This window comes from Mesorhizobium sp. B2-9-1 (assembly GCF_006439455.1).
Taxonomy (GTDB): domain Bacteria; phylum Pseudomonadota; class Alphaproteobacteria; order Rhizobiales; family Rhizobiaceae; genus Mesorhizobium.
Map to the genome: position 1 here is coordinate 300434 of NZ_VFTP01000002.1, position 24557 is coordinate 324990.

The window sequence follows — 24557 nt, forward strand, 5'->3', positions numbered from 1 at the left end:
ATCACGTCGTCATCCACGGGCGGAGCAAGGAGCGGAGCGACGCGCGCAGACCCGAGGATCCATTCCGGGACGTCGACGCGTTGCCACGGTTCAGAATTCCGCTCCGCTGCGCTCTACGATCGAGGTAACGGAACGGATCCTCGGATCTGCGCTCCGCTTCGCGTTGCTCCGCCCGTAGATGACGAAGTCGCGAAGCCTCAGCCAATGGGCCGAGAAAACGATGAAATACCGGCTGCCAACCGGCCAAGTCGCTCTTATGGGGCTACTAGCGCTTACCCTCTCGCGGCTATAATCGTAAGTCGATGATCAACATTCTGCGCGCGCCCGATACCCAGCAAAGCCAGCGGTTGCGGCTCAACACGCTGATCCGTCTGCGCTGGCTGGCCATCGTCGGCCAGAGCCTGACCGTGCTTGTCGTCGCCTATGGCCTGAAATTCCCGCTGCCGGTGTCGATGTGCTTTGCGCTGATTGCCTGCTCGGCCTGGATGAACCTGTGGCTCACCTTCCGCTATCCGGCGGCGCATCGCCTGACCCCGCTTTCGGCCTTCGCGATCCTCACCTTCGACGGCGTCCAGCTCACCGGCCTGCTCTACATGACCGGCGGCCTCACCAATCCGTTTTGCGTGCTGCTTTCCGTGCCGGTCGTCATCTCGGCCGCTTCGCTGCCGCTGCGCATGACCGCGGTGCTGGGCGCGCTGATTATAATTGCCGCCACGCTGCTGGTGTTTTTCCACCTGCCGCTGCCCTGGTACGAGCACGCGCCTCTGCCGATGCCGTTCATCTATGTCGCCGGCATGTGGATGGCCGTCTTCGCCTCGATCGCCTTCACCGCCATCTATGCCTTCCGCGTGGCGGCGGAAGCGCGCCTGCTCGCCAACGCGCTGGCCGCCACCGAGCTCGTGCTGCAGCGCGAGCAGCATCTGTCGGCGCTGGACGGGCTGGCGGCTGCGGCCGCGCACGAGCTCGGCACGCCCTTGGCCACCATCACCGTCGTCGCCAAGGAGATGGAAAAGGCGCTCGGCAAGGACCCGAAATACGGCGAGGACGTGAAGCTCCTGCGCTCGCAGAGCGAGCGCTGCCGCGAAATCCTGAAGCGGCTGACCAGCCTTTCCTCGGAAGGCGAAGCGCACCTGTCGCGCATGCCGCTAACCTCGCTGGTCGAGGAGGTGACGGCGCCGCATCGCGACTTCGGCATCTCGATCCGGCTGCGGCCCGGCGAGCGCATCGGCCCCGAGCCGGTCGGCCAGCGCAGCCCCGGCGTCATCTATGGGCTCGGCAACCTGGTCGAGAATGCCGTCGATTTCGCCCGCAAGTCGGTCACCGTCAGCTGGAGCTGGGACAATGAGAAGGTCATCTTCTCGATCACCGATGACGGGCCGGGCTTTCCGGCCGAGATCATCGACCGCATCGGCGAGCCCTATGTGTCGACGCGCCAGGGCACCGAGGCCGGCGGCGGCCTGGGGTTGGGGCTGTTTATCGCCAAGACCTTGCTGGAACGGTCGGGCGCCACCATCGATTTCCGCAATTCGAGCGGGCTCGGCGAAGGCGCGGTGGTGCAGATCGCCTGGCCGCGCGGCGTCTTCCTCAACCAGGACCAGGCCTCGGCCACAATGTTCGACAATGCCTGAACCTTGGTTGGATAGCGTAAACCTTGCATTTACCGCATGGCAGCTCTGTTGCCGGCTCTAAAAATTGGACATTGCTCTTGCAGGACTGTATCTGCGTAAAAGTGAGGCATGTCGCCCAAAACTGTGCAGCGATTTCAGGAAGTCGACATGCCCGGAAACAAGGATTTGAAGGGCCTTCGCCAGAATGGGTCTCGGCGCGGCGCGCTTTGGATCGGTAGGATGCCGATAAGATGAACGGAGACGAAACGACGGGCGCAATGGTCGAGGGCGAGGACACCTCCTTGCTCATCGTCGAGGACGACAAGCCGTTCCTCACCCGGCTTGCCCGGGCCATGGAGACCCGGGGTTTTGTGGTCGAGACGGCGGAGAGCGTCGAAGAGGCGGTCGCCAAGGCGCGCGCTCATCCGCCGGCTTATGCCGTGGTCGACATGCGCCTCGGCGACGGCAACGGCCTCGATGTCGTGGCAGTCATCCGCGAAAAGCGCAACGACGCCCGCGCCATCATCCTGACCGGCTACGGCAACATTGCCACGGCGGTGACCGCGGTGAAGCTCGGCGCCATCGACTACCTGTCCAAGCCCGCCGACGCCGACGACGTCTTCGCCGCGCTTACCCGCACCTCCGGCGAGCGCGCCGCGCCTCCGGAAAACCCGATGTCGGCCGATCGCGTGCGCTGGGAGCACATCCAGCGCGTCTACGAAATGTGCGACCGCAACGTCTCCGAAACGGCGCGCCGCCTCAACATGCACCGCCGGACCCTGCAGCGGATTCTGGCAAAGCGCGCGCCGCGTTAAACGAGCGTCGTCAATCCTCGGGTCTGCGCCGCGTCGCTTCGCTCCTTGCTTCGCCCGTGGATGACGAAGCGACGGGCGTTTCGGCCAACTTCCGAAGCAGGCGATCTGTCAATGTGAACTCGAACGCTTGCTTCGCCAGCCGGGCTGCGCATCATTAGGTTATAGGTTTCCGGCCGTCAGGTCGGGGTGACGGGACGGAGCGACCATGCAAGATAAGCGGCCGAAATCGATCCTGCGTGAATTCCTCGACGGCGAGGCCGCCGGCGGCATCATCCTGATGGTGGCCGCAGCACTTGCGCTGATCGTCGCCAACTCGCCTTTGGCCGAAACTTATTTCGCCGTCCTGCACGCCTATCTCGGGCCGCTCAGCGTATCGCATTGGATCAATGACGGGCTGATGGCGGTGTTCTTCCTGCTGGTTGGGCTCGAGATCAAGCGCGAGATGCTGGACGGACAGCTTTCGACCTGGCCGCGCCGCGTGCTGCCCGGCATCGCCGCCGCCGGCGGCATGGTGGCGCCGGCGCTGGTCTATGTCTTGATCAATCGTGACAATGCGGCAGCGCTCTCCGGCTGGGCGATCCCCACCGCCACCGACATCGCCTTCGCGCTCGGTGTGCTCTCGCTGCTGGGCAGCCGCGTGCCGGCCTCGCTGAAGGTCTTCCTCACCGCTCTGGCCATCATCGACGATCTCGGCGCCGTCATCATCATCGCGCTGTTCTACACCAGCGGCCTGTCGCTCGCTTATCTGGCCGCCGCCTTCGTCGTCATCGCGCTGCTCGTCGTGCTCAACCGAATGCAGGCCATGAAGCTCTGGCCGTATCTCTTGCTTGGCGCATTGCTATGGGTGCTGGTGCTCAAGTCGGGCGTGCATGCGACGCTCGCCGGCGTGGCGCTGGCGCTCACCATCCCGCTGGAGCGGTCTCCCGGCATCAGCCGCGATATCGAGCATTCGCCGCTGCACCGGCTGGAACACGGCTTGCATAGGCTGGTGCCTTTCCTCGTCATCCCGATCTTCGGCTTCGCCAATGCCGGCGTCTCGCTCGGCGGCCTGAGCCTTGCAGCACTGGTTGAGCCGCTGACGCTTGGCGTCGCCGCCGGTCTGGTGCTCGGCAAGCTGGTCGGCGTCTTCGGCTCCTCGGCCCTGGCCATCCGGTTTGGCCTCGCCGACCTGCCGGCCAATGCCGGCTGGCTGCACATGCTGGGCATTTCGCTGCTTTGCGGCATCGGCTTCACCATGAGCCTGTTCATCGGCCTGCTCGCCTTCGCCGGCGACCCGGCGCTGCAGGACGCGGTGAAGGTCGGCATCCTCGCCGGCTCGCTGATTGCCGCCCTCTTGGGCGCCGCCATCCTGCTCATGGCGCCGGCGGCGAGTGGGGTGGACGAAGAGGTGGACTAGGTCAGGCCGCGACGCCCGTCTTCTCACGCAGCCCGGCGCTACTCGCTCTCGCCATCCAGCGCCGGCACCGCCACGCCGGCAAGCTCGGCCGCCAGCAGCCGCGCGGCGCCCGCACGGGCAATCCGCAGCATCAGCGCCTTGCGCGTCGCTGCCGCCATGCGGTGCTCGGGTGCATCGCGCAGGATCTCCGCGCCATAGCCGTCGGAGAGGATGAAGCCGCATTCCTCGGGAAAGATGTCCTGTGGAACGCCGGGATGGGTGGCGAAGAAGAAGCGGTCGGAATGCAGCCGGTAGTCCGGCCATTTGCGGTCGACCCTGAAATCCTCGATCGAAGATTTGATCTCGATGATCCAGATATCGCCCTGCCTGGTCAGCGCCACGAGATCGGCGCGCCGCCCGGTGGCCAAAGACAGCTCCGGCAGCACATGCGCGCCCATTTCGGTGAGCAGCCGCTGCACGCCGCGCCGCACCAGCATGGCGCGCTCCGACTGGCGGCCGTCGATCAACGGGTTAAGGGGAATCGGGGAAACGAGTGGCATGGGAGGCACCATGCCAGATTTTGTTCACGGTTTGAACCCGCCCGTCAATCGTTGTAGTCGATTATAAGGTGGCAGACCGGCAGATTGGACTCGTGGCGTACGAAGTTATATATTTGGGCCACTTGGCGACATGCTCGCACAAGGTTGATGGCCCACTATCAGTGATGACAGCTTCTGTCAGTTGGGCTGGCAATGTGGAAAACTTATAACCTCTTTACCGGTTGATAAGCAGGCCCGCTTATGGTCTGAGTAACGCAGATTCGTTACGAAAATTCGGGAGATTTGCCATGACCGCTGCGCTCGAAACTCTGGTTGCAAAAGCTCAAAAGATTCAAATGACTGAGGGCCAAATGCGTGAGCAGAGGCTGAGCTTTGTTTACGGCAACACGCACATTGAGAATGACCGGATTACCCGTGAGATGGTCGCCGCTGCCGACGAGAAAGTTTCCCGAGAGGAAGCCGCTAAAGCCCGTTAATGAGCGAGGATCGTCACAGCCAAGCCGACCCCGTTGAACTCATAACGGACCCCACCGAAAAGGCCCAGCGCGAGGCCGAGAATGGGGTCCGGCAGTTCAAAGAGGCGTTAGAAATAATCCGGTCATCCATTGGGGATCACGGAGGCAAGTTCCGGCTTACGCAATCAATAATTTTGCGCCTCCATCAAAAGGCGTTGGAGGGGATTCACCCTCTAGCCGGAACCTACAGAAATTCGCCCGTCTACATAGGCAAGAGCAATCACTTCCCGCCGGCACACACTGAGGTGCCTGATTTGGTCGCTGAAATGTGCGCCTACGTCAACGATAACTGGCATATGTCCGGGATCTACCTAGCGGCCTATTTGCTCTGGCGCATGAATTGGATTCATCCCTTTGCAGACGGCAATGGGCGAACGGCGCGGGTTGTGTCGTATTTGGTACTAAGTGTAAAACTGGGCAGCCTTTTGCCTGGAACTCCGACGATCCCGGATCAGATCGCCGCAGGTAAAACGCCCTACTATAAAGCTCTTGAAGGGGCTGACGACTCGTGGAAGCGAGGCATTGTTGCTATTGCCGATATGGAAGCGATGCTCGAAGGCATGCTTGCGATGCAGCTTCTGAAGGCTACTGAAGAAGCCGCGATATAGGCTAACCACCCGCGATCTACCTCGCGCTTCCGTCGCACCAGTTCCTTTATCTGCTCATTGGTGAGTTTCGGCGCATGGGCGATTCTGTTGACCACAGCCTCAAAGGCTTCGTCTAACTGGTCGGTTTTCAGTTCGCGCGCGGCTTCCTCGAATTTCTCGCGTTGGGTTTCGATCTCTCACCCATCAATCTCTCACCCATCAATCGTCCTCTAGGACCAATTTCTGAGCCTCTAGCAGCTTGATCAGCTTGCCAATCTCTTTGGGCCCCATTTCGCCCTTCACCATAAGCCGAACGTTTGTTTCTTGGCCAACTCGATTGCGCATCCACTCAACCTCCCCCTGTTCCGGTGCCGCAACATGGGCATCTTGGGCGTAGGCAAAAATGGGGGCAGACGGTGGGGCGGGAACTGCCTTGGATTCTACGATAACTTCGCCCATGGGAATTCCTGTCTGGCTTCCCTCTACCGCGATCCAATTTCCGTCATCGGAAACCAAACGCACGCGGAGAGGCTTTGGCAGTTGAAGCGCTCCCTGCGATTCCCACTGGACGAAATCGCCGACCTTCGCTCCGCCAAACGTCTTGCCTTCGGTCGTTACCGGGGTTTGCACGTTCGGTAGATCTAATTCTTCACCAGCATCGGCCGAAGCGCCACCACTTTCGAAAGCTTGCTCTTGCTCCAAATATCGGCAAGTTTCCATGTATGAGGCCACAACCGGGCCTATGGCACGGTCGAGGAAATTTTCTCGCATAAGCCACGATTTAAGAGCGCCTTCAGATGGGTGACCGTCGGGAAATCGATCCCGTATTTCGGAAAAAATATCTGGCTTGTAAGCGGCCTCTAGAAGGGCCTTCTTTCGCGAGCTGTCAGAATCGGGGTGCAGAATGTCCACAGCTAGCTGCGTCACCCGCGTCTGCCCTTTCCCGGCCTTTTCCAGTAGACCGTAGTGAGCAAGCGAGCCAAGCGCCTTGTCTGACGCTCCGCTTAGCCCACTATAACCCATGTGCTTAACGGCCACTTCGCGATCTATGGCATTGCGGCGGTCCGCCGTGTGAATACTGCGGGTGTGGGCCAATGCCTTCGGCAGGCTCATGTTCGGGTATCCCGGGCTCTGTGCGCGTGCCATCTGCGATAACTCCTTGTTGGGAGTTGGCTTATAGCAGAAGCAATCGTTCTAAGCAATTGGAGCAATCGTCGGCAGCTTTGTGCGGAGAGCGTAGCTTAGCAATCGAAGCTGTGGGATCGCCTCGGAGGCTGCGATAGGGCATATTCCGATTCGGCCATTTCCGGCCCGGAGAGGAAAAACGGTGTCTACCAGGAGAGTTCCCCTAGCCTGTGTCACGGTCCACGGACACGGCACGGGATAAACGAAGAGGCTCTACAACCGGCAGGGTCGCAGAGCCTCGAAGTGGGCCCACCAAGTCGAAACTGGGAGCGGCGGTGAAGATATCACCGCCGCTTTCGTTTGTGAATCCCTTTGAGTTTTTGCCGGGGGCTGGCGGGTTTCGAATATCGCCAAAGCGGAAGTTCAATGAATGCTGCACCCCTACTGCGAGTCCCCCGCTCGAAATTCATCCGCCAGAAGCCTGGCCAGGTGGTCGCGGCTCAGGCTCAATGTCTCTTTCAGGAACCACAGAAAATTGCTCGGGCCGTCGGTCGGCAGGCCGTTTTCTTCGGCCTGGGTGATGACCGCGCGCTGGCGCTCGATCCGCTGTTCGATCTCGCGGATGTGCTGCTCGACCCGTTCGATGTCATCCTGGATGGCCATGGCCGGCAATCTCATTGTAGGCGATCATCAAAATAGCACCAAACCAGAAATGCATGGAGCGTAAAGCCAAGCGGGTGTTTGAGCCGTGGTCCAGAGAAGACTTAGTTCTTGCTGATCGAATCCCTTGGCAGCAATCTCGCCGTGAAAGGAATTTCCCCATGACCCGCGACCACATGCTCGCCCACCTCCGGTCCGCCGATGCCGTCGCGCGCGAGGCGGCGGCGCATGGGCATCATCCGTTCGGCTGCGTGCTGGTCGCGCCGGACGATCGCATTTTGATGCGACAGGGCAATCTCGACACGGTGCGCCATGCCGAGACCGAGTTGGCCCGCCGCGCCGCGGCGGCCTATGAGCCGGAGTTCCTGTGGCAATGCACGCTGGTCTCGACCTTCGAACCATGCGCGATGTGCGCTGGCACGATGTATTGGGCGAATATCGGACGCCTGGTCTACGGGGTCGAGGAAACCAGCCTCCTGGCGCTCACCGGCGATCATGCGGAGAATCCGACGATGAACCTCGCCTCGCGCACCGTCTTCGCCTCCGGCCAGAAGCGGATCGAGGTGTTCGGCCCCTTTCCCGAAATCGCGGACGAGATGCTCGCTCCGCACCGCGATTTCTGGAAGCGCTGAGGCAGTTTCTCAGAAGCCGGTGCTTCCCGCCTCGTTGAATCGGTAGACGAGCGAGAACGAAAGCGTCTGCACCGTTGGCTTGAACGCGATCGCGTTGTCCGGAACGCCGGTGGGAACGACATACATCTGCGCGTTTTTACGGCTGTAGTTGGCGAAACGGTATTCGGTTTTCATGGACCAACCGGGGGAGGAGATACCGGTGAAGTCGAGCGAGTTTTCGATGCCGGCGCCTACGAACCAGCCGTCGTAGTGTTGTCCGGCGACATTGATGGCGGGCGGCAGCGGAAGCGGGTTCAGGCCTGAACCGGTGAACTCGGCATGGCTGTAACCGCCATCGACATAGATCAGCGCGTTTGGCGTTGCGAGCACGCCGAGACGAAGACCGGCAGCATAGTTCAGCCTGTTGCTCGTGGTGCCGTAATATTGCTCGAAGGGCGCCCTTATCGTGCCCCTGATGTCGCCGAACTGAACGTCGGCGAAGACGCCGGCCACCCAACTGGGAGCAAATTGCCAGTCGAAGCCGCCACCTACCGTGCCGAAGCCGCCGTTGCCCGAGGTGCCCTCGGATGGTCCGGGCGCGGGAAAGCCCCCGAAATCCGTGTACTGATCAGCGCTCCACCATCCGAACCCGCCGCCTGCTGAAAGATAGAACCCGCTCCAGTCCCGGGCCGGTTCTTGCGCCGCGGCGTTCATGTCGGCCGCCATTGCCGCCGGCGGCAACATGCTCACGATGACGATTCCAGCCGCGCACAAAAGTCTCATGCAAAAGTCCTCGAAGTTTGATCCTGGCCCGTGCAGCCATGGCTGATTTCGCGGCTACCGTCTTGGACCGACGGGCTCCGGCATTGGATGGGCGGGCTGGGTTTGAAAATCGATTCGCAATGTGGCGCCGCTGCAACGAGCGCCGACCCAAATGATCGCGGCTTGGACCGGGTGGCTCTGGAATTGGACTGGGCGGCCTGATTGCCTCTTTTTTTGCCGATCCGAGTCTGTGGCGGCCGTGCTAGGCTGAAGGCGGGGCAAACAGATTTCCGTCAAATGCAGAAGATTGATTTTTCGTCGGACAGCTTGCCAGCGCATCTGAGCGACAAGGATCGCTTTCGCCTCTGGCGCGACATGTGGATGGAGCAGCTTGGCGATGCCGAGATCAGGCATGCCGAGGACAAGCGGTTCGCGACGGCGACCAAGATGCGCTTCCTCGGCGAGCTTCGCGTCGGCCTGTTCGAGACCACGACCGAGTACTATGTGCGCACCCGCCGGCATGTCGCCAACGACCGCGACGATATCTTCGTGGGATTTTACCGCAGCCCCAAGCCGCAGATATGGTCGGTTGCCGATTGCGACCTGTCGCTGCAGCGGGGCAACGGCATCGCCTACAACGTCGCCCAACCCTGCCAAAGTTTCACGAACGGCGTCACTTCCTGGATCTTGGCCTCCATCCCCCGCGCCTCGTTGCTGAGACAGGTGCCGCGTGCCGACGACCGCCCGGTAACGCGGCTCGACCCGGCAAACCCCGCCGTGCGGCATCTGGAACGCACGATCGATTTCCTGCTTCAATCCGACGAGGTTGACGCGGAGCCGGCGCTGTCGCGGCAGGCCGGGGCGGCGCTGGCCGACCTGATCGTGCTGGCGCTGGGGGCCAAGGGCGATGCCGCGGAAATCGCGACCGGCCGCGGGCTGCGCGCGGCGCGGCTGCGCGAGGCGGTGGCAGTGATCGAGGCACGCTTCGCCGACCCCGGCCTATCGACGGAGATGGTCGCTCGCGCCGTCGGGCTTTCGCGTCGATATCTCAACACGCTTCTGCTCGAGAGTGGCAGCACCTTTGCCGAGCGCGTGCTGGAGCTTCGGCTGCGCAAGGCATGTGCCATGCTGTCGGACATCCGCAACGACGCGACCAAGGTAAGCGACATCGCGCTCGCCGCGGGGTTCAACGACGTGTCCTACTTCAACCGGCGGTTCCGGGCCCGCTTCGGCGCTTCGCCCACGCAATATCGCGGCGGGTAGTTTCTGTCAGGCGGATACCTGGTCCGCCGCGCCCGCCATGTCGTCCAGGATTGGGCAGTCCGGGCGGTCGTCGCCGTGACAGGCGTGGATCAGCTTCTGAAGCGTCGAGCGCATCGACTGCAATTCGCGTACCTTTTCCTCGATCGCCCTGACATGGGCGGCGGCGATCTCGCGCACATCGTGGCTGGCGCGGTCGCGATCCTGATAGAGCGCCATAAGCTGCCTGCAATCGTCGATTGAGAAGCCGAGATTGCGCGCACGGCGCAGGAAGGCGAGCCGGTGGATATCGTCGCCGGAATAATCGCGATAGCCATTCTCGGCCCGCGCCGGGCGGATCAGTCCGATCTCCTCATAGTAGCGGATGGTCTTGGCCGGCAAGCCGGAACGCTCGGCGGCATCACCGACATTCATGGCGCTCTCCTCGCATCGCAGGCGGCTCTCCGAGTCGCCCCATTGATTTTGCTTCACAATCCTGTAAGGCCTGTTGCGAAAATGCCGCAGTCGGGCACTTACCGGCGCGTAAGGTCCTGCATATAAGCAGTGCGCGCTTGGCAAGCAAAAGAAATGCCAGCATGAATGGTGGCAACAAAGCGGCCGACTCGTGCCGCTGGTATAGAGGCGGGGCGTCGGACCTTTTCATGCGCTTGAAGTCATTTGCAATCCTCGCCGCTCTTGCGCTGTCGACCGCGATCAGCGGGTGCAGCACCATCGGTGGGCAAATGTTCACCAACAACTATGGCGCGATGACCGATGCCGGCTATCAACTGCCGCGCATCCCGATCGAGAAGGTCCCCGCCAGGTACCACCGCCAGGAAGTGCGGTACGACTCGTCGGAAAGGCCGGGCACGATCATCGTCGATACGCAGAACAAGTTCCTCTATTTCATCGAGGGCGACGGCATGGCGATGCGCTACGGCATCGGCGTCGGCCGGGAGGGTTTTGAGTGGCACGGCACAGCCCATATCGCGCTGAAGCGCGAATGGCCGACCTGGACGCCGCCCTCGCAGATGATCAAGCGCCAGCCCGAACTCGCCAAATTCGCCAGCGGCATGGAGCCGGGCCTGAAGAACCCGCTCGGCGCGCGCGCCATGTATCTCTTCAACAAGGGCGGCGACATGGGCTACCGCCTGCATGGCAGCCCGGAATGGTTCTCGATCGGCAAGGCGATGTCGTCGGGCTGCATCCGGCTGATGAACCAGGACATTATCGACCTCTACGACCGCACGTCGGTCGGCGCCAAGGTCATCGTGATGTGATCACGAAGGCCGAGGCCAAAAGCTTTCGCAAGCGGACCGTCTAGGCAACAACAAGACGTCCAAAAACAGAAAACCGGGCTGTTGGGGCCCGGTTTTTTGTTTTTGCGTCTTGGATCGGAATTCGCTTCGCCGCACGACGCGGCCGGCGAAGTGGGTTCTCAGGCGACCTGCTCGACCTGCTGTACTTCCGGAACAAAGTGGCGAAGCAGGTTCTGGATGCCGTGCTTCAGCGTTGCCGTCGATGACGGGCAGCCGGCGCAGGCGCCCTTCATGTGCAGGAACACGGTGCCATTCTCGAAGCCGCGGAAGGTGATGTCGCCGCCGTCCTGGGCGACGGCCGGGCGCACGCGCGTGTCGAGCAGTTCCTTGATGGTCAGCACCAGCTCTTCGTCGGCCTTGTCATAGAACTCGCCGGTCTCGCCGGCCTGGCTCGCCGGAGCGGTCGCGGCCATGACCGGCGCACCGGACATGAAATGCTCCATGATGGCGCCGAGGATCGCCGGCTTCAGGTGCTGCCAGTCCGGACCGTCCTTGGTCACGGTAATGAAATCGTAGCCGAAGAAGACGCCGGTGACGCCCGGGATCTCGAACAGGCGGCCAGCCAGCGGCGACGCCTCCGCCGCGGCTTCGGCGTTGCGGAAATCGGCTGTGCCTTCGCGCAGCACTTCCTTGCCCGGCAGGAATTTCAGCGTCGCCGGGTTCGGCGTCGATTCGGTCTGGATGAACATGGGTATCTCCAGGCCCTTCCCGGGCCGATAGTTTGGAATAATTCTAAATAGGCTCTATCGGCTGGACATTCAAGCGAAACGCGTCGCTCGAACGGCTGGCTGGCGGAATGTTTTGCCATGGCGGGTATCCGAACCGCGGCAGCCGTCATCCTCCAACTTCGACGGTCAGTTGTCCACTCGTCTGCAATATATCGACCTCGGCGCCGGTATTCGTTCGCCTGAATTCGAGATCGGCGGTGCCCTTGCCGACGCGCAGTCCGCGAAGCTCGACATGGTTCACGAAACCGGGCAGTCGCGGCCGCACGATCCGCAGCTTGTTCGCGAAGGCGTCGGGTTCCAGGCCGAGGCACACCGTCAGCATGAAGGGCACGGCGCCGGCCGCCCAGGCCTGAGGGTGACAAGCCACCGGATAGTGTACCGGCACCTGGAAATCCGCGCGTGGAAAGCCTGCCATCGCTTCAGGCAGCCTGTGATGGCGAAAATGCATCGCCGCCTCGGCGATGCCCGTAAAAATCCGCAGCGCCGCGTCGTCCTCGCCATATTGCCTGCAACCGGCGGCCACGAGCGCATTGTCATGTGGCCAGACCGTTCCCAGATGATAACCGACGGGATTGTAGCGCCGCTCCGAGGCGGCAAGCGTACGCACTCCCCAGCCATTGAACACGTCGTCCCGCATCAGCCGCGCGATCGACCGGCGAGCCTTGTCGCGGTCCGCGATACCGCACCACAGCGCGTGGCCGGGGTTCGATGAAACGACGGCGGCTTGCCGGCCTCTCGCTTCGAGCGCGAGCGCGAAGATGCTCTTTTCCTCACACCAGAAATCGTGATTGAAGCGTCTTCGAAGCCTGTCGGCCTCCTGGCGAAGCTGTTTGGCGCGACCGGGTTCGCCATCGCGCTCATAGAGATCGGCGATGGCCTGTTTGGCTGCAAAGACATAGCCCTGCGCCTCGACGAGCGCGATCGGCGGCTTGGCGAGATCGCCATCGGCCCTGACGATGGCATCGCCCGAATCCTTCCATCCCTGGTTGACGAGGCCCTCGGCGGACATGCTCCGATACTTCAGATACCCCTTGCCGTGATCGTCTCCGGCCTTGGCGATCCAGTCCAATGCCTTTTCCACCGGCACCTGCAATTCGCGGAACAGGTCGAGATCGCCGGTCCAGGCGGCGTGGCGGCCGAGAAGCAGCAGGAAAAGCGGGGTGGCGTCCACCGTGCAGTAGAACCTGGCATGAGGGACATCGCCGGCGCGCGCGAGCTCGCCGACCCGCAGCTCGTGCAGGATCTTGCCGGGCTGTTCCTCCCGCCACCGATCCGTCCGGCTTCCCTGATAGCTGGCCAGGAGGCGCAGCGTCTGGGCGGCGATCTCAGGCTGAAAGGCGAGCATCTCCAATGCGACGATCAGGCTGTCGCGGCCGAACAGGGCAGCGAACCAGGGCACGCCGGCGGCAAAATATTCACGGCTTCCCAACTCCGAGCGCAGCATCGCCACATCGCGCAGCGATCTGTCCATGATGCTGTTGAGCAGAAAGCTGTCGCTGTCGAGCTTCGTATGCCGCTCCAGCCATTCTTCAGAGCTTTTCCGGAGTTTGCCGGCAAGGCCGTCGAGCGTGGCCGCCGGGCGCTGGTTCAGTCGGTCCGCCGCGGCGTCCTCCGGCTGTTCCTTCAACTCGATCGTGAGCGCGATCGTTCGCGTGGCTCCCGCCGGCACGTCGATCTGGAATTCGGCCGTCGTCTTGTATGAAGCATCGGGTCGGGGCGAGAACGCAATCGTCGCCATCCTGCGGAGCCGGTCGGCGCCGTGATAGACGAAATGCAGCCTGCCGTCCCGCCACGCGGGCCGCTCGGCCCTGCCGAGATTTTGCTGCACCAGCCCACGCACGTTGAAGATGTCCTCGAAGCCGGCGCCGAATTGCAAGGTCAGCGGAAAGTCGTGCGCCTCGTGTCCCAGGTTCTGGATGGTCAGGACTTCTCTGACGCATGTCTGTTCGGCGTCCAGGATGCGTTCCCAGCGAATGCCGAGTTCGTCCTTGGGGATCAACCGGCCCCGCTTGGAATGAAGGTCTGGGTTGGTCAGTTCAAAAAGCGCCGCGTAACCCTTCTGCGCGGTCGAGGCCAAGACGACCGGCGCCAGACCGGCCAAGGTCATCTGATAGCCCCCGACGAACCGGCAGTCGTGAAAATAGAGTCCGAAACCGTGCCCGTCCTTCACGGGGATCTGCGCGTCGGAGGCGATGACGTAATAGATGTCGAGGTTCTTGACGGTAATCGCGCCGGCGATGCTGTCGACCATCGCCGGATGGCCCTTGGCCAGCACGCGCTGCTTGCGCTCCTGTTGCGCATGAGGCGCCTGCCGGGCTTTCTCCTGGGCTCGTGCCGGCGCCGAGCGCGGCTGCGCCCCGCCATCCTTGCTCTTCGCCCTCGATCTTCCGCTTCGGGCTGCCTTCTGCGTTGGCTTGTCCACAGGCTCTCCATTGGAATGTCGCATATGACGATTCCAAATGGCGCGCCGCAAATGCCGGCCAAGGGTAGCATTGTTCTTGGATTGGCTTGGGTCGCCGCGAATTCAGGCAAGCCCGGCTCCGGCCGGAAGGCCTCCAAGTCAGGCCAGGCTGTCGATCTCTTCGTCGGACAGGTTCTGCGGCACCACCGTGACGGGGATCGGGAAGGCGGCTCCCCGGCCGGCGACCGCGCTGACCAGCGGCCCTGGGCCTTCCTTGCCGGCGCCGGCGGCCAGCACCAGGATGGCGATGTCCTGGTCTTCCTCGATCAGCTTGTGGATTTCTTCCGGCGGCTTGCCTTCGCGCACCACCAGCTCCGGTTCGATCCCCGCATGCTGGCGCACTTTGTTGGCGTAGCCGTCGAGCGCCGCGCGCGCCGTCGCCGTGGCTTCCTCGCGCATGATCTTTTCCACGCCCAGCCAGTGCTGGAAGTCGTCCGGCTCGATGACGTAGAGCAGCACCAGCACGCCGCCGGTGCTTTGCGCCCGTTTCGAGGCATAGGCGACGGCGCGCTCGCATTCGGGCGTGTCGTCGATGATCGCCAGGAACTTGCGGCGATGGCCGGCTTCGCGGCTGAGGCGTTTGGAGACCATGTCTATCTGCTCGGTATGGTTTCGGTCGCAATCTGCCACTGCCGCGAACCGGCGGCAAGCCGCCGGCCTGCGCGGCAATGGTCCGAGGAGGTCGCTGGGTCAGTCCTGCAGAAGGCCGATAATGTCGCGCACCGTCTTCATCGTGCCCTCGGCGATTGCGCGGGCCCGGTCGCCGCCATCCTTGAGCACGGCGTCGACATAGGCGCCGTCGCCCTCGATGCGGCGCATCTCGGAAGCGATCGGCGCCAGCTTCTCCACGGCAAGATCGGCAAGCGCCGGCTTGAACACGGAAAACTGTTGCCCGCCATACTCCTTCAGCACCTCTTCCTTCGAGATTTCCGCGAGGCCGGCATAGATGCCGACGAGATTTTCCGCTTCGGGCCGGCTTTCCAGCCCGTCGATCTCGCTCGGCAAGGCCTCCGGATCGGTCTTGGCCTTGCGGATCTTCTTCGAGATCGTGTCGGCATCGTCGGTCAGGTTGATGCGCGAGAGATCCGACGGATCCGACTTCGACATCTTCTTCGAGCCGTCGCGCAGGCTCATGATGCGCGCCGCCGGGCCGCCGATCACCGGTTCGGTAATCGGGAAATAGCCGTTCACCGTCTCTTCGCCGACCTGCATTTCGACGCCGACGCCAAGGGCGGCGATCTTCTCGGAGAAGTCGTTGTTGAATTTCTGGGCGATGTCGCGGGTCAGCTCCAGATGCTGCTTCTGGTCCTCGCCCACCGGCACATGGGTTGCGCGGTAGAGCAGGATGTCGGCGGCCATCAGGCTCGGATAGGCGAGCAGGCCGAGCGAGGCGTTCTCGCGGTCCTTGCCGGCCTTGTCCTTGAACTGCGTCATCCGGTACATCCAGCCGATGCGCGCCACACAGTTGAGGATCCAGGCGAGCTCGGCGTGCTGCATGACCCGCGACTGGTTGAAGACGATGTGCTTCTTGGGGTCGATGCCGGAGGCCAGGAACGCCGCAGTGATCGAGCGCGTCTGGTCGCCCAGATCCTGATACACGAGCTGCGCCGTCAGCGAATGCAGATCGACGACGCAATAGATGCAGTCGGACTGATCCTGGAGGGCGACGAATTTCTTGATGGCGCCGAGATAGTTGCCGAGATGCAGGTTGCCGGTCGGCTGGACGCCCGAAAAGACGAGTGGCTTGAAGGCGGACATTAATTCCTCATGGCTTGTGGAGGGCCGTTAAGCGTGCTTCCAAAAAGTTGCAGACTTTTTGGAGCCAACATGCGGCTGGATACCGCGCGCGGGGAAAGTCTTGCGACGGCGCGCTTATGGACGAAGCCGGTTGCGGGATCAAGAGGCGCGGACGAGCTGGCATGGGGGCATCGGTACGTTGACATTGTCGTACATAGGCTACATATTTCTAACTACATAAAGGAATGTAGCGGTGACTATCAATATCAACAACAAGGAAGCCGACAGGCTGACGCGCGCTTTCGCCAAAGCTGAAGGGGTCGGCATCACCGAGGCAATCGTGATCGCCATGCGCGAAGCCCTGGAGCGGCGGCGCAATCGCGAGACGCCGCTGGAAACGGCGGCACGACTGCGAGCCGAGTTTGGAATCAAGCTTAGCGAACAAGCGCGCAAACCGCTGCCGCAGTCCGTTTATGATGAACTTTCCGGCGACGACTGATGTTTGTCGACGCCGCCGCCATCGTCGCGATCCTGAGCAACGAGACGGAAGCCGAGCGATGCGCGCAGGCCGTCATGAAGGCATCGGCACCGTTCACGTCGGCGATAGCCGTTTGGGAGGCGGCGATGGCGCTCGCGCGACCAGAAAAGCTGGCGATTCCGGTCGCCAGAAGCGCGGAGATTGTAGACCGCTTTCTGGAAGAGCGGGCAATTGCCTTGCGCGAGCTTCCGCCTGCATCCGAGGCAACATCCCTGTCCGTCGAGGCCGCTGCGCGGTTTCGCAACAATGCTGTCCGCCTAAACATGGCGGACTGCTTCCACTACGCTTGCGCCCGATATTACGCCGTTCCGATACTTTCTACCGCCAACGAATTCCGACTCACGGATCTGGAGACTGTTCCCTGACGGGCGGTAGCGCCTTGGGTGAACGACGTTTCACGTTCCGCCGGATCATGCCGAAATCGGCGCCGCCCGTGACAAAGGCGGCGATGAAGTAGAGCGCCGCGCCTCCGGCGACCAGCCCAAGCACCGTCGTCGCCTTCACCACGAGCGGCGAGCCAGGCGCAATCTGCGCGGCAAAATGGCGCTCCGCGAAGTAAAGCGCCACGGCCATGATCACGGCGCAGAGCACCAGACGGGGAATGCGTCGCAAGAGCGGCACGTCGCGGCCCCAATGCCCGCGCCTGATCAGCATGGCGAGCAGCATCAGCGCGTTGACCCAGCCGGCGACGGCCGAGGCGACCGCGATGCCCGGCGCGCCCATCGACGGGAACAGGCTCAGCGCCGTCGCGACATTCACGCCGACCGAGATGGCGGCAAAAATCATCGGCGTGCGCGTGTCCTCGCGGGCGAAATAGCCGGGCGTGAACGCCTTGATCAAAACGAAGGCGGGCAGGCCGAGGCCGAAGATCGCCAGAATCGAGGCGACGATCGGCGTCGAGTGGTTGGCGGCGAAGGCGCCGCGCTCATAGACCAGCCGCACGATTGGCTCGGACATCACCCAGAGTGCCGCGGCCGCGGGCAGCGTCATGAACAAGGTGAACTCGACCGAGCGGTTCTGCAAATTGGCTGCCTCGACCAAATTGCCCGATTTCAGCGCCCGCGACAGTTCCGGCAACAGCACGATGGCGACGGCCACACCGACGACGCCGAGCGGCAGCTGGTAGATGCGGTCGGCATAGGCGAGCGACGATACGGCGCTGTTCTGCGCCGACGCGATCGCCGTGCCGATCAGCTGGTTGATCTGCGTGATGCCGCCGGTGATCGCCGCCGGCAGCGCCAGGATCAGCAGCCGCTTGACGTTGGGCGTCATCTTCGGCCGGCGAAAGCCGATCGAGATGCCGGCATTGCGCACCGCGATCCAGACGATGGCGAGTTGCACGATGCCTGCCGCCAGCACGCCCCAGGACAGGCCGAAACCGACATCATGCGCGTCCAGCCCGTGATACCAGGCATAGGCGAGCACGCCGATCAGGATGATGTTGAGGAAGGCGGGCGCGATCGCCGCCGCGAAATAGCGGCGCAGCGAGTTCAGCATGCCGGCCATCATGGCGCCGAGCGACATGCAGATGAGATACGGGAACATGATCGTCGCAAGCCGGACGGTCGTCTCGAACTTGCCTGGAATGTCGGCAAAGCCCGGCGCCACCAGGTAGCGCACGATCAGCGGCATCGCCAGTTCCATCGCGATGGTCAGCGCCAGAAGCGCTGAGAACAGCACGCCGAACACTTCCTCCGAGAAGCGCTTGGCGCCGTCGGTGCCATGCTGCTCGATCTCCTTGGCGAACAGCGGCACGAAAGCGGCGTTGAAGGCGCCCTCGGCGAACAGCCTGCGGAAGGTGTTGGGAAACTGGAAGGCGGCGTTGAAGGCGTCGGCGACCGGTCCGGTGCCGAGTGCTGCCGCCATCAGCATCTCGCGGCCGAAGCCCAGCGCACGGCTCATCAGCGTGCCGGAGGCGACGGTGGCGAATTTCTTGACTAGGCTCATGCTGGGAACGACTGCCAGAAAAATTGCGTCAAATGGATGTCACTCGGCGGCCGCCTTGGCCTTGCCGTTGCGTTCGGACGAATTGCCTTCAAGCGTATCGATCAGCCGCTTGTGGATGGTGGCGGTGCGCGTCGGGCTGTCGATCTTCTGTCCGGTCAGGTCGGTGACGTAGAACGTGTCGATGACCTTCTCGCCGAACGTCGTGATATGCGCCGAGGCGATGTCGAGCGAAAGGTCGGAGAGCGTCCCGGTGATCTCGGACAGCAGGCCCGGCCGGTCCAGCCCCTCGACCTCGATCACCGAAAAACGGTTCGACAGCGTGTTGCGGATCTCGGCGCGCGGCGGAATCCGGAACGCCTTGGCGCCGCGCTTCGGCTTGGTGCGCTTCTCGATCATCTCGGGCAGCCAGCTCTTGCCCGAAAGCACGTCCTCGATCAGCCGGCCGACGCGCTCGGCGCGGCGGCGCTCGTCCTCGTCGCGGTCGAACTCCCTGGAGATCAGGATGGAGTCCAGCGCGCGGCCGTCCGAGGTGGTGAAGATCTGCGCGTCGACGATGTTGCCGCCCGCCGCGGCGCAAGCTCCCGCAATGATCGAAAGCAGGCGCGGATGGTCCGGCGCCAGCACGGTGATCTCCGTCACCGCCTCGAACTCATGCGTCTTGACCATGGTGGCGAGCTTCTTGCCGGCCGCATCCGCCTCGCGGATGAATTCGGCATGGCGAAGCTGGTCGGCAAGGTCAACCGCCAGAAGGTAATTCTCGTAGTGCTGCGCGACATAGCGCTTGCGCTCCTTCGCCGGCCAGGCGGACAGCGCCTCGGCCAGCCGCTCGCGCGCCGCGGCCGTGCGCTCGGCGCGCGAGACTTCCGAAAAGCCGCCCGTGAGGAGCAGTTCGGTCTCGTAATAGAGCGTGCGCAGCAACTGCCCCTTCCAGCCGTTCCACACGCCCGGCCCGACGCCCCTGATGTCGCAGACGGTGAGGATCAAAAGCAGCTTCAGCCGCTCGGCCGATTGCACGATCGAAGCAAAATCCTCGATCGTCTTGCGGTCGTTGAGGTCGCGCGTCTGCGCCGTCATCGACATCACGAGGTGGTTCTCGACCAGCCAGGCGACCGTCTCGGTGTCGGCGGCCGACAGCCCCATATGCGGGCAGATGCGCCGCGCTATCCTGGCGCCGGCTTCCGAATGGTCTTCCGGCCGGCCCTTGGCGATGTCGTGCAGCAGCACCGCGACATAGAGCGCCTCCCGGCTCTTTCTCAGGCTAGGCATCAGCGTGTGCGACAGCGGATGCACCTTCGCGCCGTCGCCGCGCTCGATCTCGGCCAGCACGCCGATGCAGCGGATCAAATGCTCGTCCACCGTATAGTGGTGGTACATCGAGAACTGCATCATGGCGACGATCTTGCCGAAGTCCGGGATCAGCCTGCCGAGCAGCCCCGCCTCGTTCATGCGCCTGAGATTGAGCTCGGCATTGCGGTCCGATGTCAGGATGTCGAGGAACAGCCGGTTGGCTTCCTCGTCGCGGCGGAGCGACTTGTTGACGAGCCCGAGCGAGCGGGTGAGCAGCTTCAGCGCGTCGGGGTGGAACTCCAGCCCGTGCTTGTCGGCGAACCAGAACAGCCTGAGCAGATTGACCGGATCGCGCTCGAACACGCTGTCGTCGGCGATGTTGATGCGGTGATTGTCGACGATGAAGTCGGAGGTGCCGGCAAGCTTGCGCTTGCGCCGCGAGAAGGTGAGGAAGATGCGGTTGAAGCCCGGCACGTGCTTGGCCTGCTCTTCCTCGAGCGCCGCGCAGAAGATGCGGGTGAGGTCGCCGACATCCTTGGCGACGAGGAAATAGTGCTTCATGAAGCGCTCGACCGCCGACAGGCCGGGATGCGTCGTATAGCCCAGACGCTCTGCGATCTCGCGCTGGATGTCGAAATGCAGCCGCTCTTCCGCCTTGCCGGTAAGGAAATGCATGTGGCAGCGCACCGCCCAGAGAAAATCCTCGGCCTTCTGGAATTCGCGATATTCGGCCTCGGTGAAGACGCCCTTCTCGACCAGTTCCTCGCCGGTGCGCACGCGATAGAAATATTTGCCGATCCAAAACAGCGTTTGCAGGTCGCGCAGGCCGCCCTTGCCGTCCTTGACATTGGGCTCGACCAGATAGCGGCTTTCGCCGGCCTTGGCGTGGCGCTCGTCGCGCTCGGCAAGCTTGGCCTGCACATATTCTGGCCCGGTGGTGCGCACCACTTCATGGTCGAAGCGGGTGAGCAGTTCTTCGTAGAGCTTCTGTTCGCCCCACAGGAAGCGTGCCTCGAGGATCGACGTGCGGATGGTGATGTCGCCGCGCGACAGCCTGAGGCACTCGTCGATGTTGCGGGTGGCGTGGCCGACCTTCAGCCCCATGTCCCACAGCATGTAGAGCATGTATTCGACGATCTGCTCGCCCCATGGGGTCTGCTTGTAGGGCAGCAGGAAAAGCAGGTCGATGTCGGAGCCCGGCGCCAGCGTGCCGCGGCCGTAGCCGCCGACGGCAACGACCGCCATGCGCTCGGCCGCGGACCGGTTCTTGACCCGGTAGACATGGGTGGCGGCGAAATCATAGAGCGCCCGGATCAGATCATCCATCAGATGCGACAGCCGCTCGGCGCAGGCATTGCCGCCGCCGTCCTGCTTGAGCATGGTCTCGGCGATCTTTCGCCCTTCGGCCATCCTGGCCTTGAGCAGCTGGAGGACGGCCGTGCGGACAGCCGGTCCTGAACCGTCGCCGGCGCTCGCCGCCGTCAACGCGGTCAAGTCGCGGCGCAGCGCGTCGCCATCGATGATTTCGTCGAGTTTCAGGGAAATCTTTGCCATTCGGCGGCGTCTATAGCGCGTTTTCGCGGCGCTGTGTATGGGGCGGGCGGCGCGTTTCCGGCAGCGCACGATGACGCCACGCGAAGCCGGATGGCGAAAGCCGGAAAAATTCAAACCATCCCTTGACCTTCCAGTTACTGGAAGCACTACCTCCGCCTCAAGTTTGAAATTCAGAGGCCTGGCATGACCCATTCCGACCACCACCACCATCATGCGCATGGCGGCGGCTGCTGCTCTGCGAAGGATGTCGCGCCCGACACCGAAGCGGTGATTCGCGATCCTGTCTGCGGCATGACGGTCGATCCGGCGGCCGGCAAGCCGACGGCCGAGCATGGCGGCCGGACGTTTCATTTCTGCAGCGAGCGCTGCCGCACGAAATTCCAGGCCGAACCGGAAACGTATCTTTCCGCCACCGACCCCGTCTGCGGCATGAATGTCGATCGGGCAAGCGCCAGACACTTTCTGCGCCATGAAGGGCAGGGCTTCTATTTCTGCTCCGCCGGTTGCAAGGCCAAGTTCGAGGCGGAGCCGGCAAAATACCTCGCTGGCCGGCCCGAGCCGCAGCCGATGCCCAAGGGCACGCAATACACCTGCCCGATGCATCCCGAGATCGTCCGCGACAAGCCAGGCTCCTGTCCGATCTGCGGCATGGCGCTGGAGCCGATGGGCGTGCCGACAGGCGAGGAAGGCCCGAATCCCGAGCTCATCGATTTCACGCGCCGGTTCTGGGTCAGCGCGGTGCTCTCCGTGCCGCTCCTGATCATTGCCATGGCGCCGATGCTGGGCTTCAGCTTCGAAACCCTCATCAACGGCCGCGCCAAGACCTGGGTGGAGCTGGGACTGGCGAGCCCGGTGGTGCTGTGGGCGGCGTTTCCGTTCTTCCATCGCGGCTGGGAATCGATCCTTAACCGCAGCCCCAATATGTGGACTCTGATCTCGCTGGGCGTCGGGGCCGCCTACTTCTACAGCGTGGTCGCCGCCCTGTTCCCGGACATCTTCCCGCATCAGTTCCGCGGTCATGACGGCGCAGTCCCGGTCTATTTCGAGGCCGCCGCTGTCATCGTCGCGCTGGTCTTTCTCGGCCAGGTGCTGGAACTCAAGGCCCGCGAGCGCACCGGATCGGCCATCCGCGCGCTTTTGGACCTTGCCCCGAAAACGGCGCGGCTGATCGGCGCCGACGGCTCCGAGAAGGACGTGCCGCTCGACAGCGTCAAGTCCGGCGACCGCTTGCGCATCCGCCCCGGCGATGCCGTCCCGGTCGACGGCATCGTGCTCGAGGGTCGCTCGGCGATCGATGAATCCATGATCACCGGCGAACCGCTGCCGGTTGAGAAGACGGAAGGCGACACGCTCACCGGCGGCACGCTGAACAAGAACGGCTCGCTGGTCATGCGTGCCGAGAAGGTCGGCGCCGAGACCACGCTGTCGCGCATTGTCGAGCTGGTCGCCAAGGCGCAGCGTTCGCGGGCGCCGATCCAGGGTCTTGCCGACCGCGTGTCCTTCTATTTTGTCCCGGCCGTCGTTCTGGTCGCGGTCATGGCCTTCATCGCCTGGTCGATCGTTGGCCCCGAGCCGAGCCTGATCTTCGCCATCGTCTCGGCGGTGTCGGTGCTGATCATCGCCTGTCCCTGCGCGCTCGGTCTTGCGACGCCGATGTCGATCATGACCGCGACCGGGCGCGGCGCGCATGCCGGCGTGCTGATCAAGGAAGCGGCGGCATTGGAACGTTTCGCCTCGGTCGACACGCTGATCGTCGATAAGACCGGCACGCTGACCGAGGGTAAGCCGCGGCTTACCGACGTCGTTGCCACCGACGGCATCGACGAGAACGAGCTGCTGGGCCTCGCGGCCTCGCTGGAAAAGGGCTCCGAACATCCGCTGGCCGAGGCGATCGTCGAGGGCGCCGCCGCGCGCGGCCTGAAGCTGGCCGACGCGGTCGATTTCGAAGCCATCACCGGCAAGGGCGTTTCGGGCACGGTTTCGGGCAGGAAGGTCGCGCTCGGTAATGCGGCCATGATGGCGGACCTCCGTGTCGCAACGTCGGCGGCCAATGCCGAGGCGCTGCAGGCCGAAGGCAAGACGGTCATGTTCGTGGCTGTCGAGGGCAGTTTCGCCGGTATTGTCGCCGTCGCCGATCCCGTAAAGGCGACGACAGCCGAGGCGATAAGGGCGCTGCACGACAAGGGGCTGCGCATCATCATGGCGACAGGCGACAACGAGCGCACGGCACGAGCGATCGCCGGCAGGCTCGGCATCGACGAGGTCCGCGCCGGGTTGCTGCCGGATGAGAAGGGCCAGCTGGTCGAGGAGCTGCGTGCCAAGGGCGCCGGCGTCGCCATGGCCGGCGACGGTGTCAACGACGCGCCGGCGCTGGCCGGCGCCGATGTCGGCATCGCCATGGGCACCGGCGCCGATGTCGCGGTCGAAAGCGCCGGCATCACGCTGGTCAAGGGCGACTTGAATGGCATCGTCAGGGCACGCACGCTCGCCCAGGCGACGATCCGCAACATCCGCCAGAACCTGTTCTTTGCCTTCCTCTATAACGTGCTCGGCGTGCCGGTCGCGGCCGGCGTGCTGTATCCGCTCACCGGCACGCTTTTGTCGCCGATGCTGGCGGCGGCGGCGATGAGCCTGTCATCGGTCTCCGTGATCGGCAACGCGCTGCGGCTGAGAACGTTGAAACTCTGAGCAAGACCCCCAGATACGAAATCCAACAGAAGGAGACCTGAATGACCCTGGCCAAGAAAATCGTGCTGCTTTTGATGGCGGCCGGAATGCTGCTCGCCGTGTTCCTCGAGAGCGTGCCGGCCTCGTCGGAGGAGATGAAGCACGACATGTCCAAGATGGCGATGGGCGCCCAGAGCCCGGCCACCGTCGGCTACGAGAAGGCGATGAAGAAGATGCACAAGGACATGACGATCAAATACACCGGCAATGCCGATGTCGATTTCGTCCGCGGCATGATCCCGCATCATCAGGGCGCCATCGACATGGCCAAGGTGGTAATCGCCAATGGCAAGGATCCGGAAATCCGCAAGCTCGCCGAAGGCGTCGTTACGGCACAGGAAGCCGAGATCAAGCAGATGCAGGACTGGCTCGCCAAGCATCCGGCGAAATAGTCACTGCGGGA

At 63.2% G+C, this 24557-nt stretch carries 23 protein-coding genes; 12 read left to right on the top strand and 11 right to left on the bottom strand.

Annotation, left to right across the window (positions count from 1 at the left end; genetic code table 11):
- Positions 1–302 precede the first annotated feature (302 nt).
- The 3 genes from FJW05_RS05645 to nhaA all read left to right on the top strand — a co-directional run bounded on the left by FJW05_RS05645 (position 303) and on the right by nhaA (position 3818).
- Positions 303–1628 carry an ActS/PrrB/RegB family redox-sensitive histidine kinase gene (locus FJW05_RS05645; protein ID WP_140628987.1) on the top strand — a complete coding sequence of 442 codons (1326 nt, stop codon included), beginning with the start codon at positions 303–305 and terminating at the stop codon, positions 1626–1628.
- Positions 1629–1858: 230 nt separating this feature from the next.
- Positions 1859–2422, top strand: coding sequence for an ActR/PrrA/RegA family redox response regulator transcription factor (locus FJW05_RS05650; protein ID WP_140546716.1), 564 nt, complete (start codon positions 1859–1861; stop codon positions 2420–2422).
- 205 nt (positions 2423–2627) lie between these two features.
- On the top strand, positions 2628–3818 hold the full coding sequence (nhaA, locus tag FJW05_RS05655) for a Na+/H+ antiporter NhaA (RefSeq protein ID WP_140628990.1): 1191 nt from the start codon (positions 2628–2630) through the stop codon (positions 3816–3818).
- A 38-nt stretch (positions 3819–3856) separates the two neighbouring features.
- Here nhaA and FJW05_RS05660 read toward each other — a convergent pair whose 3' ends face one another.
- Positions 3857–4357, bottom strand: coding sequence for an MmcB family DNA repair protein (locus FJW05_RS05660; RefSeq protein WP_181164855.1), 501 nt, complete (start codon positions 4355–4357; stop codon positions 3857–3859).
- A 287-nt stretch (positions 4358–4644) separates the two neighbouring features.
- Here FJW05_RS05660 and FJW05_RS05665 point away from each other — a divergent pair, with 287 nt between their 5' ends.
- Positions 4645–4833, top strand: coding sequence for a hypothetical protein (locus tag FJW05_RS05665; RefSeq protein ID WP_140628996.1), 189 nt, complete (start codon positions 4645–4647; stop codon positions 4831–4833).
- On the top strand, positions 4833–5480 hold the full coding sequence (locus FJW05_RS05670) for a Fic family protein (RefSeq protein ID WP_140628999.1): 648 nt from the start codon (positions 4833–4835) through the stop codon (positions 5478–5480). The genes FJW05_RS05665 and FJW05_RS05670 overlap by 1 nt, the downstream gene beginning before the upstream one ends.
- A gap of 198 nt (positions 5481–5678) precedes the next feature.
- Here FJW05_RS05670 and FJW05_RS05675 read toward each other — a convergent pair whose 3' ends face one another.
- Positions 5679–6572 carry a hypothetical protein gene (locus FJW05_RS05675; RefSeq protein ID WP_140629002.1) on the bottom strand — a complete coding sequence of 298 codons (894 nt, stop codon included), beginning with the start codon at positions 6570–6572 and terminating at the stop codon, positions 5679–5681.
- 453 nt (positions 6573–7025) lie between these two features.
- Positions 7026–7247 (bottom strand): hypothetical protein, encoded by a 222-nt coding sequence (locus FJW05_RS05680; protein ID WP_140629005.1) that lies wholly within the window; start codon positions 7245–7247, stop codon positions 7026–7028.
- A gap of 158 nt (positions 7248–7405) precedes the next feature.
- Between FJW05_RS05680 and FJW05_RS05685 the strand changes: the two genes are divergently transcribed.
- Positions 7406–7876 carry a nucleoside deaminase gene (locus FJW05_RS05685; RefSeq protein ID WP_140629008.1) on the top strand — a complete coding sequence of 157 codons (471 nt, stop codon included), beginning with the start codon at positions 7406–7408 and terminating at the stop codon, positions 7874–7876.
- 9 nt (positions 7877–7885) lie between these two features.
- On the opposite strand, the gene FJW05_RS05690 is transcribed toward FJW05_RS05685, so the two are convergent.
- Complete coding sequence (locus FJW05_RS05690; protein WP_246673251.1) at positions 7886–8599, bottom strand: outer membrane beta-barrel protein; 714 nt, start codon at positions 8597–8599, stop codon at positions 7886–7888.
- A gap of 315 nt (positions 8600–8914) precedes the next feature.
- Between FJW05_RS05690 and FJW05_RS05695 the strand changes: the two genes are divergently transcribed.
- Positions 8915–9880 carry a helix-turn-helix domain-containing protein gene (locus FJW05_RS05695; protein WP_140629014.1) on the top strand — a complete coding sequence of 322 codons (966 nt, stop codon included), beginning with the start codon at positions 8915–8917 and terminating at the stop codon, positions 9878–9880.
- Positions 9881–9886: 6 nt separating this feature from the next.
- On the opposite strand, the gene cueR is transcribed toward FJW05_RS05695, so the two are convergent.
- Positions 9887–10291 carry a Cu(I)-responsive transcriptional regulator gene (gene cueR, locus FJW05_RS05700; RefSeq protein ID WP_140546709.1) on the bottom strand — a complete coding sequence of 135 codons (405 nt, stop codon included), beginning with the start codon at positions 10289–10291 and terminating at the stop codon, positions 9887–9889.
- A gap of 227 nt (positions 10292–10518) precedes the next feature.
- Here cueR and FJW05_RS05705 point away from each other — a divergent pair, with 227 nt between their 5' ends.
- Positions 10519–11136 carry a L,D-transpeptidase gene (locus FJW05_RS05705; RefSeq protein WP_140546708.1) on the top strand — a complete coding sequence of 206 codons (618 nt, stop codon included), beginning with the start codon at positions 10519–10521 and terminating at the stop codon, positions 11134–11136.
- 158 nt (positions 11137–11294) lie between these two features.
- Here FJW05_RS05705 and FJW05_RS05710 read toward each other — a convergent pair whose 3' ends face one another.
- The 4 genes from FJW05_RS05710 to trpS all read right to left on the bottom strand — a co-directional run bounded on the left by FJW05_RS05710 (position 11295) and on the right by trpS (position 16122).
- Positions 11295–11864: a NifU family protein gene (locus tag FJW05_RS05710; protein ID WP_140546707.1), complete on the bottom strand. Its 570-nt coding sequence runs from the start codon at positions 11862–11864 to the stop codon at positions 11295–11297.
- Positions 11865–12009: 145 nt separating this feature from the next.
- Positions 12010–14325 (bottom strand): amylo-alpha-1,6-glucosidase, encoded by a 2316-nt coding sequence (locus FJW05_RS05715; protein WP_181164856.1) that lies wholly within the window; start codon positions 14323–14325, stop codon positions 12010–12012.
- Positions 14326–14463: 138 nt separating this feature from the next.
- Entirely contained in the window at positions 14464–14955 is a 492-nt protein-coding gene (locus FJW05_RS05720) for a universal stress protein (protein WP_140629021.1), read from the bottom strand.
- A gap of 99 nt (positions 14956–15054) precedes the next feature.
- Positions 15055–16122: a tryptophan--tRNA ligase gene (gene trpS / locus FJW05_RS05725; RefSeq protein ID WP_140629024.1), complete on the bottom strand. Its 1068-nt coding sequence runs from the start codon at positions 16120–16122 to the stop codon at positions 15055–15057.
- Between the two features lie 232 nt (positions 16123–16354).
- Between trpS and FJW05_RS05730 the strand changes: the two genes are divergently transcribed.
- Positions 16355–16600 carry a type II toxin-antitoxin system VapB family antitoxin gene (locus FJW05_RS05730; RefSeq protein WP_095766111.1) on the top strand — a complete coding sequence of 82 codons (246 nt, stop codon included), beginning with the start codon at positions 16355–16357 and terminating at the stop codon, positions 16598–16600.
- Positions 16600–17004: a type II toxin-antitoxin system VapC family toxin gene (locus FJW05_RS05735; RefSeq protein WP_140546776.1), complete on the top strand. Its 405-nt coding sequence runs from the start codon at positions 16600–16602 to the stop codon at positions 17002–17004. The genes FJW05_RS05730 and FJW05_RS05735 overlap by 1 nt, the downstream gene beginning before the upstream one ends.
- Here FJW05_RS05735 and murJ read toward each other — a convergent pair.
- On the bottom strand, positions 16979–18586 hold the full coding sequence (gene murJ, locus FJW05_RS05740) for a murein biosynthesis integral membrane protein MurJ (RefSeq protein ID WP_140629027.1): 1608 nt from the start codon (positions 18584–18586) through the stop codon (positions 16979–16981). The two genes, FJW05_RS05735 and murJ, sit on opposite strands and share 26 nt — an antisense overlap.
- Positions 18587–18625: 39 nt before the next feature.
- Positions 18626–21427, bottom strand: a complete 2802-nt coding sequence (locus FJW05_RS05745) for a [protein-PII] uridylyltransferase (RefSeq protein WP_140629030.1) — start codon at positions 21425–21427, stop codon at positions 18626–18628.
- A gap of 183 nt (positions 21428–21610) precedes the next feature.
- On the opposite strand from FJW05_RS05745, the gene FJW05_RS05750 reads away from it, so the two are divergent.
- Both FJW05_RS05750 and FJW05_RS05755 read left to right on the top strand, forming a co-directional pair.
- Positions 21611–24115, top strand: coding sequence for a heavy metal translocating P-type ATPase (locus FJW05_RS05750; protein WP_140629033.1), 2505 nt, complete (start codon positions 21611–21613; stop codon positions 24113–24115).
- Between the two features lie 41 nt (positions 24116–24156).
- Positions 24157–24546, top strand: a complete 390-nt coding sequence (locus FJW05_RS05755; protein WP_140629036.1) for a DUF305 domain-containing protein — start codon at positions 24157–24159, stop codon at positions 24544–24546.
- Positions 24547–24557 lie beyond the last annotated feature (11 nt).